Source organism: Vibrio sp. B172a (assembly GCF_030248355.1).
Lineage (GTDB): Bacteria > Pseudomonadota > Gammaproteobacteria > Enterobacterales > Vibrionaceae > Vibrio > Vibrio owensii.
This window is the reverse complement of sequence record NZ_JAHGAC010000027.1, coordinates 182,747-200,454: the sequence shown is the minus strand read 5'-3', so window position 1 is coordinate 200,454 and position 17,708 is coordinate 182,747. Positions and strand designations below refer to the sequence as shown.

Annotated in this window: 15 protein-coding genes; 3 read left to right on the top strand and 12 right to left on the bottom strand. The window is 46.1% G+C overall.

Annotated elements, in window-relative coordinates; all coding sequences use genetic code 11:
• Positions 1 to 47: 47 nt before the first annotated feature.
• Positions 48 to 1,412 (bottom strand): sodium-dependent transporter, encoded by a 1,365-nt coding sequence (locus tag KIT90_RS22160; protein ID WP_005436738.1) that lies wholly within the window; start codon positions 1,410 to 1,412, stop codon positions 48 to 50.
• Between the two features lie 370 nt (positions 1,413 to 1,782).
• On the opposite strand from KIT90_RS22160, the gene KIT90_RS22155 reads away from it, so the two are divergent.
• Entirely contained in the window at positions 1,783 to 4,323 is a 2,541-nt protein-coding gene (locus KIT90_RS22155) for an Ig-like domain-containing protein (protein WP_285378744.1), read from the top strand.
• Positions 4,324 to 4,400: 77 nt separating this feature from the next.
• On the opposite strand, the gene KIT90_RS22150 is transcribed toward KIT90_RS22155, so the two are convergent.
• The gene (locus tag KIT90_RS22150) at positions 4,401 to 5,144 is read right to left on the bottom strand and encodes a YggN family protein (RefSeq protein ID WP_020195482.1); all 744 of its coding nucleotides are present in this window, start codon (positions 5,142 to 5,144) and stop codon (positions 4,401 to 4,403) included.
• A gap of 59 nt (positions 5,145 to 5,203) precedes the next feature.
• On the bottom strand, positions 5,204 to 5,683 hold the full coding sequence (locus tag KIT90_RS22145; RefSeq protein ID WP_038895679.1) for a GreA/GreB family elongation factor: 480 nt from the start codon (positions 5,681 to 5,683) through the stop codon (positions 5,204 to 5,206).
• Positions 5,684 to 5,759: 76 nt separating this feature from the next.
• On the opposite strand from KIT90_RS22145, the gene KIT90_RS22140 reads away from it, so the two are divergent.
• Complete coding sequence (locus tag KIT90_RS22140; RefSeq protein WP_285378741.1) at positions 5,760 to 7,685, top strand: ATP-dependent DNA helicase RecQ; 1,926 nt, start codon at positions 5,760 to 5,762, stop codon at positions 7,683 to 7,685.
• Here KIT90_RS22140 and dinB read toward each other — a convergent pair.
• Entirely contained in the window at positions 7,682 to 8,710 is a 1,029-nt protein-coding gene (gene dinB / locus KIT90_RS22135; protein ID WP_020195479.1) for a DNA polymerase IV, read from the bottom strand. The two genes, KIT90_RS22140 and dinB, sit on opposite strands and share 4 nt — an antisense overlap.
• A 208-nt stretch (positions 8,711 to 8,918) precedes the next feature.
• Between dinB and KIT90_RS22130 the strand changes: the two genes are divergently transcribed.
• On the top strand, positions 8,919 to 10,133 hold the full coding sequence (locus KIT90_RS22130) for a diguanylate cyclase (protein WP_041058936.1): 1,215 nt from the start codon (positions 8,919 to 8,921) through the stop codon (positions 10,131 to 10,133).
• Between the two features lie 72 nt (positions 10,134 to 10,205).
• Here the strand turns inward: KIT90_RS22130 and nqrM are convergent, their stop codons facing one another.
• The 8 genes from nqrM to KIT90_RS22090 all read right to left on the bottom strand — a co-directional run bounded on the left by nqrM (position 10,206) and on the right by KIT90_RS22090 (position 17,473).
• Complete coding sequence (gene nqrM, locus KIT90_RS22125; protein WP_005436655.1) at positions 10,206 to 10,439, bottom strand: (Na+)-NQR maturation NqrM; 234 nt, start codon at positions 10,437 to 10,439, stop codon at positions 10,206 to 10,208.
• A 22-nt stretch (positions 10,440 to 10,461) separates the two neighbouring features.
• Entirely contained in the window at positions 10,462 to 11,466 is a 1,005-nt protein-coding gene (locus tag KIT90_RS22120; RefSeq protein ID WP_005436654.1) for an FAD:protein FMN transferase, read from the bottom strand.
• 153 nt (positions 11,467 to 11,619) lie between these two features.
• Entirely contained in the window at positions 11,620 to 12,843 is a 1,224-nt protein-coding gene (nqrF, locus tag KIT90_RS22115) for an NADH:ubiquinone reductase (Na(+)-transporting) subunit F (protein ID WP_005436653.1), read from the bottom strand.
• A gap of 33 nt (positions 12,844 to 12,876) precedes the next feature.
• Positions 12,877 to 13,473: an NADH:ubiquinone reductase (Na(+)-transporting) subunit E gene (gene nqrE / locus KIT90_RS22110; protein WP_005436652.1), complete on the bottom strand. Its 597-nt coding sequence runs from the start codon at positions 13,471 to 13,473 to the stop codon at positions 12,877 to 12,879.
• A gap of 7 nt (positions 13,474 to 13,480) precedes the next feature.
• The gene (locus KIT90_RS22105; RefSeq protein WP_285378739.1) at positions 13,481 to 14,113 is read right to left on the bottom strand and encodes an NADH:ubiquinone reductase (Na(+)-transporting) subunit D; all 633 of its coding nucleotides are present in this window, start codon (positions 14,111 to 14,113) and stop codon (positions 13,481 to 13,483) included.
• Positions 14,113 to 14,898 carry a Na(+)-translocating NADH-quinone reductase subunit C gene (locus KIT90_RS22100; RefSeq protein WP_009707443.1) on the bottom strand — a complete coding sequence of 262 codons (786 nt, stop codon included), beginning with the start codon at positions 14,896 to 14,898 and terminating at the stop codon, positions 14,113 to 14,115. The genes KIT90_RS22105 and KIT90_RS22100 overlap by 1 nt, the downstream gene beginning before the upstream one ends.
• Complete coding sequence (locus tag KIT90_RS22095) at positions 14,888 to 16,129, bottom strand: NADH:ubiquinone reductase (Na(+)-transporting) subunit B (protein WP_005436648.1); 1,242 nt, start codon at positions 16,127 to 16,129, stop codon at positions 14,888 to 14,890. Before KIT90_RS22095 ends, KIT90_RS22100 begins: the two co-directional genes overlap by 11 nt.
• A 3-nt stretch (positions 16,130 to 16,132) precedes the next feature.
• Complete coding sequence (locus KIT90_RS22090; RefSeq protein ID WP_032803016.1) at positions 16,133 to 17,473, bottom strand: Na(+)-translocating NADH-quinone reductase subunit A; 1,341 nt, start codon at positions 17,471 to 17,473, stop codon at positions 16,133 to 16,135.
• Positions 17,474 to 17,708: the final 235 nt, after the last annotated feature.

The following is a 17,708-nucleotide window of genomic DNA, read 5'->3' as shown; positions in this document are numbered from 1 at the left end:
TTGATGGATGCATCAAGCCCTTTTCTTTTGTACTTTGCGTAAGCTGATTAGCCGAACGAAGCCCAAATAACGGTCGCTACCAGAATCGGACAAACAAACTTCACGTATGCTGGCCACAACTTACCGAACCAACCTTGAGTGAACTCAGGACAACCTTGCTCAAGCTCTTTGATTTTTGAGTGACGATTCCATACCCAACCACCAAATAGACAGAACAATAGCGCCGCCATTGGTTGTAGATATTGCGTTGCGATGGTCGCTACCATGCCAAACAGTGCGCCGAAGTTAAATACGATAACCACACTGAACAGCGCAATCAGGCCACCCAATACCCAGCTTGTCGTGCTGCGTTTCGTGTTGAACCGCTCACCCACCAGTGCAACCGGGCATTCAAGCATCGAGATAGAAGACGTCAGTGCTGCGATCGTCAGTAGTAAGAAGAACACAATTGAGAACAGTTGGCCAAGCAAACCTAAGCTATCAAACATCAGCGGTAGAACTGTAAATACCAGTGTATCTGAACTTAACAGCGAACCATCTTCTGCATAGATTTGAACACCTTTTTGCATCGCAACGAACATTGCAGGCATCACCACTAGACCAGCAATAAAGGCAACGGCGGTATCGACCATAGTCACGTTCATCGCCATCTTCGGCAGGTTCTCTTTCTTACTTAGGTAAGAGCCATAGATAAGCATCGAACAGCCACCGATGGTCAGAGAGAAGAAGCCTTGGCCCATTGCGGCAAGGATTAGTTTGCGATCCCATACTTTCTCGAAATCAGGCACTAGGTAGTGCTTCAAACCTTCCATCGCACCGTTTTGCGTCATGATGTAGATGAACAGCAAACCAAACAGAACAAACAGTGCTGGCATTAGGCGCGTAGACCACTTCTCAATGCCCTGTTTCACGCCGCCTTGTACGATCAAAATGGTTAATACATAAAATGTAATCGTACCGAACAAGTTGCGTTCAACGCTGAAGCCTTTCAACCATTGCGTTGCCGCTTCCATGCCCATGATGTCGGTCACTGCACCCAACATAAAGCAGATCAACCAGCCGCCTACAATCGAGTAAAACGCCAAAACCGCACTTGGCACACTCAGGCCAATCCAACCAACTAGGCCGCCAAGCTTCTTGCCCACAGGGTTGTCTGTTAGAGAACGCATGCTGTCTACTGGGTTTGCTTGACCATGACGACCGATCGCCATTTCAACCACCAGCATTGGGAATGCAACGATAAGAATCATCACCAAGTACACCAACAAGAAAGCGCCACCGCCGTTGCTTGCTGCTTGGGTAGGAAAGCCCCAAATGTTACCTAGACCCACTGCAGCACCTGCTGCCGCTAAGATGAATCCAAGGCGCGAACCAAAATGCTCACGAGGCTGAGAAGAAGTTTGTTGTGTCATACCACTCACACAAAATATCAATGAACTAGCTGACTAGTACACTATAGCAATATCTTCTACTCAACAAGAGTCACTAGGTTAATTACTCGACAATCAAATCAATTAGCAGACATTCAGTTTGTAAATTTTCACGTACATCTCATATTCGCCAAGTATCGTTTTCTGTCTTTTTGATGAATTTATAAATCAGCGTGAAGTGAGCCGAAAAATAATGAGCCGAGTTGTAAAGTACGAATAGTTCAACGTGATTTCGTGTTGAAAAGTGAAACATAACGCTTCGAATTTCTCTCCTGAGGTCTATTTATCAACTAGTTATCTAACTATATCTGTTCATGTTCTTACGAACATCGAGTAACTCAAGGAGAGAAAAATGAAGTTCACTCTACTGCATGGTGCAGTGATAGCCGCTCTTAGTGTCAGCTATCAAGCTCAAGCCTACAACTGCCAAAACTTATCAACGTGGGATAGCACAACCGTCTATAACTCTGGCGATCAAGTGCAAACCAAAGGTGCTGCGTATGAGGCTGCTTACTGGACACAAGGTAATGATCCGGTAAACAACTCAGGCCCATGGGAGGCGTGGAAAGGCCTTGGACAATGTGATGGTGGCGGTACAAACCTCCCTCCAACGGTGTCTTTCTCCTCTCCTGCAGATAACGCTCAGATCCCTGAAGGCAGCGTAATCACTTTGTTAGCGAGCGCTGCTGACGAAGACGGCCAAGTGGCTCAAGTCGAATTTCTTGCTGGTAACCAGACCGTAGCTGTTGTTACCCAAGCCCCTTTCCAAGCTGACTGGACAGCAGTAGAGGGCGTCTCTCAGTTAACGGCAATCGCCACAGACAACGAAGGGGCGGTAACCACAACCAATGTATCTATCTTCGTTCAACCGCAAACCGAACTACCACCTCCAACCGTTTCTCTAACGAGCCCAACGGGTACAGAAACACCAAGTGTAGGTGACACTATTTCGGTAACGGCCGATGCAGCAGACAGCGATGGTTTAGTCACCCAAGTTGAGTTCTTCGTAAACAACCAATCCGTTGCCGTCGATACTGCGGCTCCATATGAATACGTCTGGACGGCGGCAGTCGATACTCATACCTTCAAAGCGCAAGCAACCGATGATTCAAACCTGACAACTATGAGCCAAGAAGTCTCACTCGTCGTCAGCGATTCTAGCTCTGGTGGCTGTGCGGATGCCGTACCTTATGTAGCTGGTAACCGCTATGAAGCAGGTACACTCGTCTCTAATCTCAACCAGAAATACCGCTGTGATGTTGCAGGTTGGTGTTCTTCTGATGCAGCCTGGGCTTATGAGCCGGGTGAAGGTTTGTACTGGCAGGATGCGTGGACTGGGCTAGGTGCATGTTCTACACCGCCTCAAGTCGCTATAACCGCACCAAGCGAAGGACAAGTCTTACTCGCAGGTGACAGCGTTGAAGTCTCGGCGGATGCCAGCGATGCAGACGGTAGCGTGACTCAAGTAGAGTTCTTCGCCAATGACACCAGTTTAGGTGTGGTTGCTCAAGCACCATATTCCGTTCTATGGAATGCAACGCTAGTTGGTGCCAATCAACTAAAAGCCGTTGCCACAAACAACGATAACAATACGTCCGAGTCTGTCGTTAATGTGACTGTGAGTGACCAAGATTTGGTGATTTCATTGACGTCACCGAGTGCAGGTCAAACCGTCGGTTTAGGTAAGAATCTCGTTCTAAGCGCAGATGCAACCTCACTAACCTCTGGCGTGAAACACGTCGACTTTATGGTGAACGGTGCAGTTGTCGCAACCGACACAACGGCACCTTACTCGGCGAACTGGACACCTGCCGCGATTGGTAGCTTTACGGTAAGCGCTCAAGCCACCGATCTTGCAGGTACAACCGCGCTTTCTGATGCGGCATCGATTACCGTTGTTGAACAAACTGAGAAACGTCATAAGTTGATTGGTTACTGGCACAACTTCGTGAACGGTGCAGGCTGTCCTATCCGCCTCGCCGACATGTCTGATGCATGGGATGTGATTGATATTGCCTTTGCAGAAAACGACCGTAACAGCGATGGTACCGTGCACTTCAACCTGTACTCTGGTGACATCTACAGTGATTGTCCTGCGCTAGACCCAACTCAATTCAAGCAAGACATGGCCGCACTGCAAGCTAAAGGTAAGAAGTTCGTTCTGTCTCTTGGAGGCGCAGAAGGCACAATCACGCTAAACACAGACCAAGATGAAGCAAACTTCGTATCGAGCTTGACCGCATTGATTGCCGAATGGGGCTTCGATGGTTTGGATGTGGATCTAGAAAGTGGCTCTAACCTGCTGCATGGTTCGCAAATTCAAGCACGTTTGGGTGGTGCTTTGTTGCAAATCGAGCAGAACATGGGCGGCGATATGTACCTAACCATGGCACCTGAGCACCCTTACGTACAAGGTGGTTACATTGCTTATAGCGGAATTTGGGGCGCGTACATTCCTGTGATTAACGAGACACGCAGCACGCTCGACCTTCTACACGTTCAGCTATACAACAACGGCGGCCTGCCAAACCCATACATGTCTGGCTCGGCTCCAGAGGGATCAGTGGATATGATGGTAGCGCAGTCTAAGATGCTGATTGAAGGTTTTGAATTGGCAGATGGCACCATGTTTGAGCCACTGCGTGATGACCAAGTGGCGATTGGCTTACCATCGGGGCCAAGCTCAGCGAACTCAGGTCAGGCGCCAACACAGAACATCCTAGACGCATTAGATTGCTTAACCAAAGGCACTTCATGTGGCACAGTGAAACCAGCGTTTAACTATCCGAACTACGCTGGTGTGATGACATGGTCGATCAACTGGGATGAGCACGATGGCTTCAACTTCTCGAAACCAGTCGGCGATAAGCTAACTCAGATGAATGCGGAATAACTCGAATAGATACTGAATAGTACCCATGTAAAAAGAGCGCCGATAACAGGCGCTCTTTGTTATTTGTGTTTCGCGAATTAGATCGTGAAGACTTGGTAATCTTTTAATGCTGGGATCTTCTTCAGCAGATCTTGTTCTTCACCTGCCATATCATCCAATGATTCACACAAATCCTCCGCTTGTTTTTCGACGTCTTTCGAATGCTCAGCTAAGCGTTCTTGTACCTTGGCTTGCAGTTCCGTCATGCTTTCAGACAGCGCAGTTAAGTTCAAACCACCGTCTTCTTTCATCTTGGCAGACAAAGCGTCAAATGCGCTGGTTAGGAATTCTTTGTTAAAGATTTCTTGTGCCTTTTCGAAGTCTTTTGACCATGATTCTGTCATCGCGTCAAAACTGTCAGCAGGTAGAATAAAATCACCGTCTTTGTAGTAACGGGCTTCTACATCGGCAAAGAAATCCTTTACCGCCACCTTAACGTTATCAAACGAGTCAGGTGCATCAAGGCTTACTGCGATATCATCGATGATGTCATTTGCTAGGGCTAAGCCATCACTCGCGAGCTGTTTCGCTTGCGGAATATAAGCATTCATCTTCTCGCGGTAACTTTCAATTGCCGCTTTTTGATCATCGTCTAGCTCGATCATTTCACCTTTGATGAACAGGTTATTGTCTTCATCGACGACCGCTTTTTCACCATTAGCATGTACGATTTCTAAGTTCTGACCATCCATACGAACTTCGTTGTTAATATCAACGCGACACTGAGCTGCGTAGCCACTAGCACTGATAGTCAACAAGGAGAGCGTGAGCAGTTTCTTCATTACTTTCTCTTTTTCATGGTTATTCTGTTTAACTATAACAGCCACCTATGGGTGGGATGTCAGCAAATCGTCACGACTTCATAACAAGTTGTTTTATCGCCAATTTTCATCTCCACTTCCTCCCCTTCTTCTTTGCCCATCAAAGCACGACCAAGGGGGGATTTCGGCGTAAGAACAAACACCTCTTTGCCTTGCCATTCGACAGTCAGCCCGCCTGAGCAAGGACCGATAAAAAAGGCTTTTTCAACATCGTTCTCGTCCACTAATTCCACATAAGCACTAACCGCGATACGAGCATCAACAAAATCACGCAACACAAGAGTGCGGTACTGGCGAAGTTCTTCTTCACTCTCTTGCACGCGCATCGCTTGCCCATGTGCGAGGTAAGAAGCCTCTAAAGCTAGCGTATCGTACTTATGCTCAGGCACGGTTTCTTCATCCGTCGCGGCATCAATCGCTCTCTGAGTCGAGGCATGAGCAACTTGGAGTTTATCTTCGAGTTGTTGAATGATTATTTGGACTAAATCGACTTTGTTCATACTTTTAGGGCGCGCGTTTGGCACTCAGGGTGTGTTAATGTAACCCAGTTTATCATCAAACCAAGGTTTCCCTATTATGCAAAGTGACTCGCTTCAGCAAACGCTTCAATCCGTGTTCGGGTTTGACTCATTAAGACCCGGCCAACAACCGGTGATTGAAGCAGTAATGAACGGACACTCAGCCGCTGCCATCTTTCCAACTGGCTCAGGGAAATCGCTTTGTTACCAGCTTCCTGCAACTCAGTTACCACATCTGACGTTGGTGATTTCACCGCTTCTTGCGTTGATGAAAGACCAACTTAGTTTCTTACAAGGCAGAGGCATTGCTGCGGCATCTATCGACAGTAGCCAAAGCCGTGAAGAAACCCAACAGGTGATGGCTGGCGTAAAGAATGGACATATCAAGATTTTGATGATCTCGGTAGAGCGGCTCAAGAACGAACGTTTTCGTGAGTTCATTCGTCAAATTCCACTTTCTCTCATGGTGGTCGACGAAGCGCACTGTATCTCGGAGTGGGGTCATAACTTCCGTCCTGACTACCTTAAACTGCCGCAATACCAGCGTGAGCTGAATATCCCTCAAACACTCTTGCTGACTGCAACAGCTACGCCAGCAGTTATCGAGGACATGCAAAGTAAGTTTGATATCGCTGGCGAGAATATTACCGTTACCGGTTTCTATCGCTCTAACCTTGATATTTCAGTACTTCCATGTGAAGAGGAAAACAAGCTAACTCAATTAAGCGACATTATTGCTGCTGCACCGAAACTGCCAAGCATCGTGTACGTGACTCAACAGCAAACCGCAGAGCAAGTTGCTAACTCCCTGATTCGTTTAGGTATCAATGCCCACGCTTATCACGCAGGAATGAAGAGCGACATTCGCGAGAAAATCCAACAACAATTCATGGACTCGCAAATCGACTGCATTGTCGCCACAATCGCCTTTGGTATGGGGGTAGATAAATCCGATATTCGCCGTGTGATTCACTTCGATTTACCGAAATCTATCGAAAACTACGCACAAGAAATTGGCCGAGCGGGACGTGATGGGCAACGTTCTGAATGTATTCTTCTGGGTAATACCTCTGGCTTAACGGTACTAGAGAACTTTGTTTACGGCGACACGCCTGAGCCAAGCTCAATCAATTATGTACTGGAACAAATTCGCGAGAACACGCCTCAGTGGGAAGTGATGGCGCTGCGCTTATCTCGCGACAGCAACATTCGCCAACTGCCGCTGAAGACCTTGTTGGTTTATCTAGAGTTGGCAAAAGTGATTGAAGCCAAATACAGTTATTTCGCGGAATATCGCTTCAAGTTCCTGCAAGACCGGTCTTTCATCCTCAATCAGTTCCAAGGTGAGCGACGCCAGTTTATTGAAGCTATTTTTGCTTGCTCGACCAAAGCGAAAGTGTGGTGCCAAGTGGATTTAGAAGCGTTGTGGATGAACTATCAATCTGAGCGCAGCCGTGTGGTTGCGGCGCTTGATTACTTCCACCAAAACGGTTGGATTGAATTAGAAAGTAAACAGCTAACGGATGTGTATTCGGTTCTCCCGGTTACTCAAAACCAAGAAGCGACCTCTCAACATTTGGTTGAACTGTTCCAATCTAAAGAACAAAAAGACATTGAACGAATTCATACGATGTTGAATCTGTTCCAATCATCTGACTGCTTGAGCTATCAATTAGCGCATTACTTTGCTGATCACAATGCACCGACGCAATGTGGTCACTGCTCAGTATGTCGTGGACAAGTCGCATCATTCCCTCAGCCACAACAAGAGCAACCTGAACTGGCACATTTATCCGCTTGGGTTGATGAGTTTGTTCAGCTTTCACCAACGGCGATCAGTAATGCCGCCGTAGCTCGATTCCTATGTGGTATTAGCACGCCAATCATCACTCAACTCAAAGCCAGTAAACTTCGGGGCTATGGTTCAATGGCGAATATCTCTTTTGAACACGTGCTAAAGCAAGTTGAGTTAGCGCGAGCTTAGAAGAAACTCAATTGCCGTGCTTGTTCTTCAGGCTTGAGCATCACACTCAAGCCTAACAAGCGTATCTCTCGGCCGTTTTGACGCTTAAGAATGTCTCTTAACAGAACTTTGAAGTCATCCAGTTCCAATTGAGGGTGAATGTGCTCAATCGTTGTGAGCTGAAAGTCAGCAAACTTGAGCTTGATACCCTGCTTGATGATCGATTTATCTGGACTGGCTTTTTCTAAGCGTCTCTCCAGTTCAGGGTACAGCTTATCTTCAATCACCTTCCAACATTCGTCGTAAGTCGAAATGTTTTCGCTAAAGGTTCGCTCTACTCCAACCGATTTGCGTTCACGTTCCACCACCACTTCACGATCATCAATACCATGGCTGCGTTTCCAAAGCGAAGCACCTTGACGGCCGAACTGACGCAATAGTTCACGGTAATCACTGTTTTTTATGTCTTCACATAGATAGAAGCCAGCCTGATGGAGTTTCTCTAAACTCACTTTGCCAACACCTGGGATCTTTTCCAAAGGCAATTTATCGACCACCTCTTGGACTTTATCGGGTGGAATCACAAACTGGCCATTGGGTTTGTTCATGTCGGAGGCGACTTTGGCAAGAAACTTAATCGGAGCAATGCCTGCAGATGCAGTAATTCCCAGCTCATTTCGGATATCATTGCGAATCGATTCCGCAATCAAGGTCGCGGAACCACGACATACCGTAGAGTCGGTAACATCGAGATAAGCCTCATCAAGAGAAAGCGGTTCAATCAGCGATGTATATCGTTCAAAAATGGCGCGAATCTGCTGAGAAACTTGTTTATACACGTGCATGCGCCCCGGAACGACGAGGAGGTTCGGACATAGTTGTAATGCTCTTGCGGTTGGCATTGCACTGCGTACACCAAACTTACGTGCTTCATAATTACACGTGCTGATGACACCTCTCTGCTTCTCATGGCCACCTACTGCAAGCGCAATCCCACGGTAATTTGGATTGTCTCGCATTTCTACCGCCGCATAGAAACAATCCATATCTACGTGAATAATTTTTCTTACTCGCTCAATCACGCTCTACACACAAATACACTGTTCAAAAACACAGTATAGCTGCAAATATACGTATTGGAAATACTGTTATCTGGAGTCAATATTGGAAATTTTTGTCGGAGTTTTTAATAGCGATGTATTCATATTTCGTTATTATTGATTCAAATAACACTAAAAAAGTAAGGACACTTCTTTGAGTAATAAAATACTGGTCGTCGAAGACAGTCGCGCCTTTAGAAACTATCTCGTACAGATCTTAACTCAGGCTGGTTATGAGGTACTTGCTGCAGAGAGCTATGCGGACGCTCAATCCATTTTAGCGACTAAACCAGAGCTGTTGTGTGCGGTATTAGATTACTGCTTACCTGACGCCCAAGAAGGCGAAATCATCGATCTCTCTTTAGCTCATCAACAAAAAGTCATCGTGCTTACGGCAATGTTTCAAGATGATGTTCGTGAAAAAATGCTGGCGAAGGGCGTGTTGGACTACATTCTAAAAGACAGTATGGCTTCCGTCTCGTACCTCCTTCCACTGATCAAACGATTGACCAATAATCAGCGACACAAGTGCTTAGTCGTTGACGATTCGATGACGGTTCGTCGCCACGTTGTTCAATTGTTAGAACACCAGTACATCCAAACGTTGCAAGCTGAAAATGGTCAACAAGCCATCGAGTTGATCGAGCAAAACCCAGATATCACCCTAGTGCTGACTGACCACGATATGCCAGTAAAAGATGGTATTACCATGATTCGCGAGTTGCGCCAGAAATTGGATAAGAACCAACTTGCTATATTAGGCATCTCAGGAAGCGACGATCACACCATGACCGCACGTTTTCTTAAGGCTGGTGCGAATGACTTTCTATATAAGCCTTTCAATCAAGAAGAATTCTTTTGCCGCGTTCATCAAATCTTAGACATGAAAGAAGCAACCACTGAGCTATTTAGAATGGCAAACCAAGATGCTCTAACTGGTTTATGGAACCGCCGCTTTTTGTTTGGACAAGCTTGTGGTGGCTGTGAGAAGCGCAATATCGCTATGCTGGACATCGACTTTTTCAAGAAGGTCAACGATAACTACGGGCATGATGGCGGTGATGCTGCACTGGTGATGGTAGCGAATATCCTAAAGATTTACTTCCCTGAAGACGTCATCGCTCGCTTTGGTGGGGAAGAATTCTGTATTCAAGCTTGTGGAAGCTATGATGATTTCGTCACTCGTTTAGAGCAAATGCGCCAAAGGGTAGAGAAAACCCCTATTCCGTATCAGGAAGAAGACATTCAAGTGACCATCAGTGTTGGCGTATCAAATATACAGGGTAATCTAGACCAACAGATAAAAGTGGCCGATGACCGTTTATATCAAGCGAAAGAAAGTGGTCGAAACCAGACTGTCTACCAATAGCGCCCTGTTTCTCGATTACAAAAAAACAAAACCCAGCGACAAGGCTGGGTTTTCTATTTTGATTATCGCCGATTAAGCAATGCGGTCTTTTTCCCATGCTGCGAGCTTCTCAGCACGCGCAGCTTCACGGGCTTCTCGCTTTTTACGTGCATCACATGGTTCTGGGCAGTTACATACTTTCTCGATGCCTACTGCACCAAGACCACCACAGCTACCTTTTACAACCTTCTTTTGGAAGATGTAACCTACTGCCATCGCTGCAATCACCGCAACAAAGACAGCAAAAGTAATTAGAAATGTACTCATAAGGACATGCTCACTTCTGTTGTTATTTCTTCATGAACGGCTTGTATGCTTCCGAAGCCAGCTCTTTAAAACCATCATCCGTTTTCACAACCATGAAAACAGGAATGTTATTCTCGTTCGCGATTTCCATGCCTTTGTCTTCACCTAGCACCATTAGGCCAGTTGCCAGACCATCAGCCGTCATCGACGATTTATCCAGTACCGTTACAGACACCACTTTATGATGGATTGGTTTGCCTGTTTGCGGGTTAATGATGTGAGAGTATCGCACACCATTGCTCTCAAAGTAATTACGGTAGTCACCGCTTGTTGCAATTGCCATATCACCCGGCTCAATAATTTCTTGAATTGAGCGCTCATCGACGGTTGGCTTTTCAATTGCAATACGCCACGGCACACCTTCACGGTTAATGCCTTTTAAACGCATTTCACCACCAACTTCTACCATGTAGTTGTGAATACCTTCAGATTGTAGGTAATCCGCAACCACATCAACACCCCAACCTTTTGCGATAGTTGATAGATCAACGTAAAGGTTTGGAATGTCTTTAGACATTTTATTGCCTTCAATAGAAAGATGATGGATACCTGTATTCGCTTTGCGAGCCGCTAGCTCTTCGTCTGTCGGAACCACATCTGGACGCGCTTCAGGTCCAAAGCCCCAAAGGTTAACCAAAGGACCAACAGTGACGTCTAATGCACCTAAAGTAAGACCGTTTAGACGAATCGCTTCTTTCACTACTGTTGCAGTTTGTGGTGATACCTCGAATGGCTCACTCGTTGTGTGTTGGTTAAAACGGCTAAGCTCTGAATCTTCACGGTACGTCGACATTTGATCGTTCACTTCTTCAAGTAGGCGATCGATTTCTGTCTGGAGCGCTTCAGGCGATGGTAGGCCATCTTGCTGAATGTATTTGATGTTGTAAGTTGTGCCCATTGTTGGGCCACTTAGATGAATTTGATCCGCAGACTTTTCACAGCCAGCCAAAACCAATAGAGAAGCGAATGCAACAAGCCACTTTTTCACTTGTACTCCTATTGTCGTTAAATTGATATGGAAAATGGGTTCTCTTGAGATAAACCGATTTCCTATATCAACTGTTGAATATCGTCGTGTTTTCTACAAAAAATAATGGCTAGCTCTTAGAGAGCTAGCCATAGATTCAATCACTTGGAGGGATTAACCACCGAAGTCATCTAGTAGGATGTTTTCATCCTCTACACCTAGATCTTTTAGCATGCCGATTACAGCAGCGTTCATCATAGGTGGACCACACATGTAGTATTCACAGTCTTCTGGTGCTTCGTGATCACGTAGGTAGTTCTCGTAAAGAACGTTGTGAATGAAGCCAGTGTAACCATCCCAGTTATCTTCTGGCATAGGGTCAGACAGTGCACAGTGCCATACGAAGTTATCGTTGTCAGCCGCTAGGCCATCAAAGTCTTCTACGTAGAACATTTCACGCTTAGAACGTGCACCGTACCAGAATGACATCTTACGCTTAGAGTGCAGACGTTTTAGCTGGTCGAAGATATGAGAACGCATTGGAGCCATACCTGCACCACCACCAACGAATACCATTTCAGCGTCAGTGTCTTTCGCGAAGAACTCACCAAATGGACCAGAAATCGTACACTTGTCGCCTTCTTTTAGAGACCAGATGAACGATGACATGATGCCAGGTGGTACGTCTGGGTTGTTAGGCGGCGGAGTAGCGATACGCACGTTAAGCATGATGATACCGTGCTCTTCTGGGTAGTTAGCCATAGAGTATGCGCGGATCGTTTCTTCGTTTACCTTAGACTCGTAGCGGAACAGGTTAAACTTGTCCCAATCTTCGCGGTATTCTTCAGGTACATCGAAATCAGCGTATTTAACGTGGTGAGCTGGCGCTTCAATCTGGATGTAACCACCAGCACGGAAAGGTACTGATTCGCCATCTGGGATTTGTAGCTTAAGCTCTTTGATGAATGTTGCTTTGTTATCGTTAGAGATAACAGTACATTCCCACTTCTTAACGCCGAAGATTTCTTCAGGAAGTTCGATGTCCATGTCAGTTTTCATTGCAACCTGACACGCTAGACGCTCACCTTCACGTGCTTCACCTTTAGTAATGTGGTCAAGCTCGGTAGGTAGGATGTCACCACCACCTGATTTAACTTTTACGCGACACTGACCACAAGAGCCACCGCCACCACAAGCAGAAGATACGAATACGCCAGCACCAGCTAACGCAGATAGTAGCTTACCACCTGGTTGTGTAACGATCGCCAGTGAAGGGTCATCGTTCACAGAAATTGTAATGTCACCTGTTGGTACAAGCTTAGACTTAGCGAAAAGAATCACTAGTACTAGCGCAAGTACGATCAGAGTAAACATCACTACACCAAGAATAATGTCCATTGACTATTCCTTAATTGTTGCGGTTTACCCGACTTACAGTTGAACACCAGAGAAAGACATGAAGCCTAACGCCATTAGACCTACAGTGATGAACGTGATACCTAGACCACGTAGACCTGGAGGTACATCTGAATACTTCATCTTCTCACGGATACCTGCAAGAGCAACGATTGCTAGCATCCAGCCCACACCAGAACCGAAGCCGTAAACAACAGATTCAGCAAAGTTGTAGTCACGTTGTACCATGAAAGATACACCACCGAAGATCGCACAGTTTACTGTGATCAGCGGTAGGAAGATGCCTAGCGCGTTGTACAAAGGTGGGAAGAAACGGTCAAGAACCATCTCTAGAATCTGTACAAGTGCCGCAATTACACCGATAAAGGTGATGAAGTTTAGGAAGCTAAGGTCTACGCCCTCAACTAACGCGTTCTCTTTCAAAACTAGGTTGTAAACTAGGTTGTTCACAGGAACCGCGATAGTTAGTACTACCACAACTGCAACACCTAGACCGAAAGAGGTCTTAACTTTCTTAGATACGGCAAGGAAAGTACACATACCTAGGAAGAAAGACAGTGCCATGTTTTCGATGAAAATCGATTTAACTAGCAGACTGATGTAATGTTCCATGACGTCCTTACTCCTTCGCTTCGATTTGTTCAGGTCTGATAATGCGGATAGCCCAGATCATGAAACCGATTAAGAAGAATGCTGATGGTGCAAGTAGCATCAGGCCGTTTGGCTGGTACCAACCACCGTTGCTCACTAGAGGTAGTACTTCCAGGCCAAATAGTTTGCCTGAGCCAAATAGCTCACGGAAGAAACCAACAGTGATAAGAACGAAACCGTAACCAAGACCGTTACCGATACCATCGATTAGAGATGGGATTGGCTCAGACTTCATCGCGAACGCTTCAGCACGACCCATTACGATACAGTTCGTAATGATCAGACCTACGAATACCGATAGCTGTTTAGAGATATCGTATAGGTATGCTTTAAGCACTTGGTCTACCACGATTACTAGAGATGCGATGATCGCCATTTGAACGATGATACGCACACTGTTAGGAATGTGGTTACGGATTAGAGAAACAGAGAAGTTCGACAGTGCAGTTACGAATGTTACCGCTAGTGTCATTACAAATGCTGTTTCTAGTTTAGTTGTTACTGCAAGAGCAGAACATACACCAAGAACCTGTAGCGCGATTGGGTTGTTATCCAACACCGGCGCCATAATGCTCTTTTTAATGTTTTGTGCGCTAGACATTAGTTCAGACCTCCGTCACGAACTTTTGCTAGGAAAGGACCAAAGCCCATGTCACCTAACCAGAAGTCGAATGTACCTTGAACACCGTTACCAGTTAGTGTCGCACCAGATAGGCCGTCAACGCCGTGTTCAGAACCTTCTGGAGCACCACCTTTAACAATCTTGATTGCTGGTTTGTGGTTCTCGTCGAATAGTTTCTTGCCAACGAATTGAGCACGCCATGCTGGGTTCTCTACTTCACCACCAAGTCCAGGAGTTTCACCTTGCTCGTAGTAAGTGATACCAGACACAGTGTCACCGTCAGTTTCAACCGCAACGAATGCGTACATCATTGACCAAAGACCAGTACCGTGAACAGGGATGATAACTTTAGATACTTCATCACCGCTTTTCACTAGGTAAACGATACCTGTGTTAGCACGACGTAGGATCTTAGCTTTGTCTTCTTCAGCCGTTAGCTTGATAGACTCAGATGGATCTTTCGCTGCTTTACGTTGGTCGTAGTTAGCTGCTGTAGAACCGTCACCCGCAGTCTCAACAAAATCACCTGTTTTGAAGTCAACTAGACGAGGTTCAATGTACTCAGCAAATAGCTCAGGTACTTTTTTACCGTCAGCTTCAATGCCAGCAACTTCTACAATCTTTGATTGCTTATCTAGGACAGCGTTAGCTTTTTGCTTATCACGCAGGCCTACTGCCGCTGTTGATACGATGATTGAACAAACAAGGCTCAACCCGATAACAACACCCAGCGTCTTTTTAATGCTGTCGTTATTACTTGCCATAGCGTGCTAGTCTCCGCTTGATGTTCTTCTCGATAACTACATGGTCGAACAGAGGTGCGAATAGGTTCGCGAATAGAATCGCCAGCATCATACCTTCTGGGTAAGCTGGGTTAACTACACGGATCATCACACACATTGCACCGATTAGGATGCCGTACCACCACTTACCACCGTTGGTAAATGAAGCTGATACTGGGTCCGTTGCCATGAAGAACATACCGAATGCAAAACCACCTAGAACTAGGTGCCAGTGCCATGGCATGTTGAACATTGGGTTGGTGTCAGAACCGATCACGTTGAACAGTGTCGATACTGCAATCATACCGATCATTACACCCGCAATGATGCGCCATGAAGCGATTCGCATGTATACGATCATCGCTGCACCGATCATTAGAGCAAGCGTCGATACTTCACCAATTGAACCTGGGATGTTACCGATGAAAGCATCCATCCAAGTGATAGGAGCGCCAGTGATGTTGTTGATCAACGCGCCGCTACCGCCGTGAGCCCATTGGCTAAGAGCAGTTGCACCAGAGAAGCCGTCAGCAGCTGTCCATACTACGTCACCCGAGATTTGAGCTGGGTAAGCGAAGAATAGGAAAGCACGACCTGCAAGTGCAGGGTTCAGGAAGTTACGACCTGTACCACCAAAGATCTCTTTAGCAACAACAACACCAAATGTGATACCTAGTGCCGCTTGCCATAGAGGTAGCGTTGGTGGAACGATAAGTGCGAATAGAATAGAAGTTACAAAGAAACCTTCGTTCACTTCGTGCTTACGCACCATACAGAAAAGCACTTCCCAGAAACCACCAACAATAAATACTGTTGCGTAGATTGGTAGGAAGTAAGTCGCACCGAGTAGCATTTTACTGCCAACGCCTGCTTCCGCACCGATGGTGCCGCCAAGCATTTCTGTTAGCCAGTAGTGCCAGTTACCAGAGATAACTGTCGCTAGTTGATCACCAGCGTACATGTGGTTAAGTGCTGCGATAGCTTGGCCACCCGCGTTGTACATACCCCAGAACATTGCTGGGAATACCGCGAACCAAACCATGATCATGATACGTTTTAAGTCAACGCTATCACGGACGTGCGAGCTACGTTTTGTTACTAGACCTGGCGTGTAGAAAAGCGTTGCCGCTGCTTCGTACAGTGCAAACCATTTTTCGTGTTTGCCGCCTGGTTCAAAATGATGCTCGATATCCTCTATGAATTTCTTAAGCATGGATTACCCTTCCTTCACAATGGTATCTAGGCATTCACGAAGTAGCAGACCGTACTCGTATTTACCAGGACATACAAAGGTGCACAATGCTAGATCTTCTTCATCCAGTTCAAGCGCACCCAGTGCTTGAGCACTGTCTGTATCGCCTGCACATAGATCACGAAGTAGCAAAGTAGGTTCCATATCAAGAGGCATTACACGCTCGTAGTTGCCAATTGGAACCATTGCACGATCACTACCGTTAGTTGTCGTTGTCATGTTGAACAACTGACCTTTAAAGATGTGACTCAGGAAAGATTTAGTGATTGAGAATTTGTTTTTGCCAGGAACAGCCCAGCCAAACAGTTCTTTCTCACGACCTTCACGCAGGACAGAAACCTGCTGATGGTAACGACCAAGGTAAGCATGTGGACCAGACGCTTGAGTACCAGAAAGTACAGAGCCTGAAATCACACGAACTTCACCTGGCATCAATTCGCTGTCAGTTAGGTCTTCAAGAGAAGCACCTACAACAGTACGAAGAAGACGTGGGTTATTCACTACAGGACCAGCAAGAGATACAACACGATCTGTGTATAGCTCACCAGTAAGGAATAACTTACCGAACGCGATAACGTCTTGGTAGTTGATGCTCCAAGCCACGTTTTGTGCATTTACTGGGTATAGGAAATGCATGTGGGTGCCAGCAAGACCTGCTGGGTGAGGGCCATCGAAGACGTGTTCTTCTACGTTAGACTGAGAAGAGCGTGGCAAGCTAGTGCCAGATTTACATACGTAAACCTTGCCTTCTGTCAGGGCTGAAAGAATGTCTAGACCGGCAACGAATGCTTCTTGTTGTTCATTAATGATCAACTCAGGCTGGGCTGCTAGTGGATTAGTATCCATCGCAGTTACAAAGATAGCCTTAGAATTTGATTCGATTGCTGGAACCTTGCTGAACGGACGAGTACGTAAAGCGGTCCAAAGGCCAGATTCAACCAATTGAGTCTTGATCACTTCGCGATCTAGACCTGCTAGTTGAGCTGCTTCGAACTTATCAAATGTCACCTGCTCTTCGCCTGCCACTTCAATCACTACAGATTGAAGAACACGCTTAGCGCCACGGTTAACTTCGATCACTTTACCGGCTGCTGGAGCTGTGAACTTAACGCCAGGGTTCTTTTTGTCTTCAAAAAGAACTTGCGCTTTTTTCACTTCATCACCAACGCGGACATGCATGGTAGGACGCATGCCAACGTACTCTTCGCCAAGCAAGGCGACTTTTTTGATGGTCTTACCATCATTAATCACCTGGGATGGAGTTCCTGCGATAGGAAGATCCAAGCCCTTCTTTATTGTAATCATACGCACTTGCACTACTTTTATCGGGAAAAAGATTCTTTTGATTGCGTAACTTTTAGACACGACATCAGTGTCCGGTTTCGATGCTGTTTAAAACATCAAAATCGCAACATCCTATTAATTATCTCGTCACAAATATTAGGCGAGATTTATCAGGTGCGGTAGTCTAGCATTTTTTGGGAACTTGATGCCATGACCAATCTTAGGAAAGGTGGGTTTATTTCGGTAGAATCGAGTG

Coding starts and splice junctions, on each gene's coding strand:
- KIT90_RS22090 (WP_032803016.1), bottom strand. CDS start 17,473: ATGATTACAATAAAGAAGGGCTTGGATCTTCCTATCGCAGGAACTCCA.
- KIT90_RS22150 (WP_020195482.1), bottom strand. CDS start 5,144: ATGAAGAAACTGCTCACGCTCTCCTTGTTGACTATCAGTGCTAGTGGC.
- KIT90_RS22095 (WP_005436648.1), bottom strand. CDS start 16,129: ATGCTTAAGAAATTCATAGAGGATATCGAGCATCATTTTGAACCAGGC.
- KIT90_RS22155 (WP_285378744.1), top strand. CDS start 1,783: ATGAAGTTCACTCTACTGCATGGTGCAGTGATAGCCGCTCTTAGTGTC.
- KIT90_RS22160 (WP_005436738.1), bottom strand. CDS start 1,412: ATGACACAACAAACTTCTTCTCAGCCTCGTGAGCATTTTGGTTCGCGC.
- dinB (WP_020195479.1), bottom strand. CDS start 8,710: ATGGATTGTTTCTATGCGGCGGTAGAAATGCGAGACAATCCAAATTAC.
- KIT90_RS22100 (WP_009707443.1), bottom strand. CDS start 14,898: ATGGCAAGTAATAACGACAGCATTAAAAAGACGCTGGGTGTTGTTATC.
- nqrF (WP_005436653.1), bottom strand. CDS start 12,843: ATGGACATTATTCTTGGTGTAGTGATGTTTACTCTGATCGTACTTGCG.
- KIT90_RS22105 (WP_285378739.1), bottom strand. CDS start 14,113: ATGTCTAGCGCACAAAACATTAAAAAGAGCATTATGGCGCCGGTGTTG.
- KIT90_RS22145 (WP_038895679.1), bottom strand. CDS start 5,683: ATGAACAAAGTCGATTTAGTCCAAATAATCATTCAACAACTCGAAGAT.
- nqrE (WP_005436652.1), bottom strand. CDS start 13,473: ATGGAACATTACATCAGTCTGCTAGTTAAATCGATTTTCATCGAAAAC.
- nqrM (WP_005436655.1), bottom strand. CDS start 10,439: ATGAGTACATTTCTAATTACTTTTGCTGTCTTTGTTGCGGTGATTGCA.
- KIT90_RS22140 (WP_285378741.1), top strand. CDS start 5,760: ATGCAAAGTGACTCGCTTCAGCAAACGCTTCAATCCGTGTTCGGGTTT.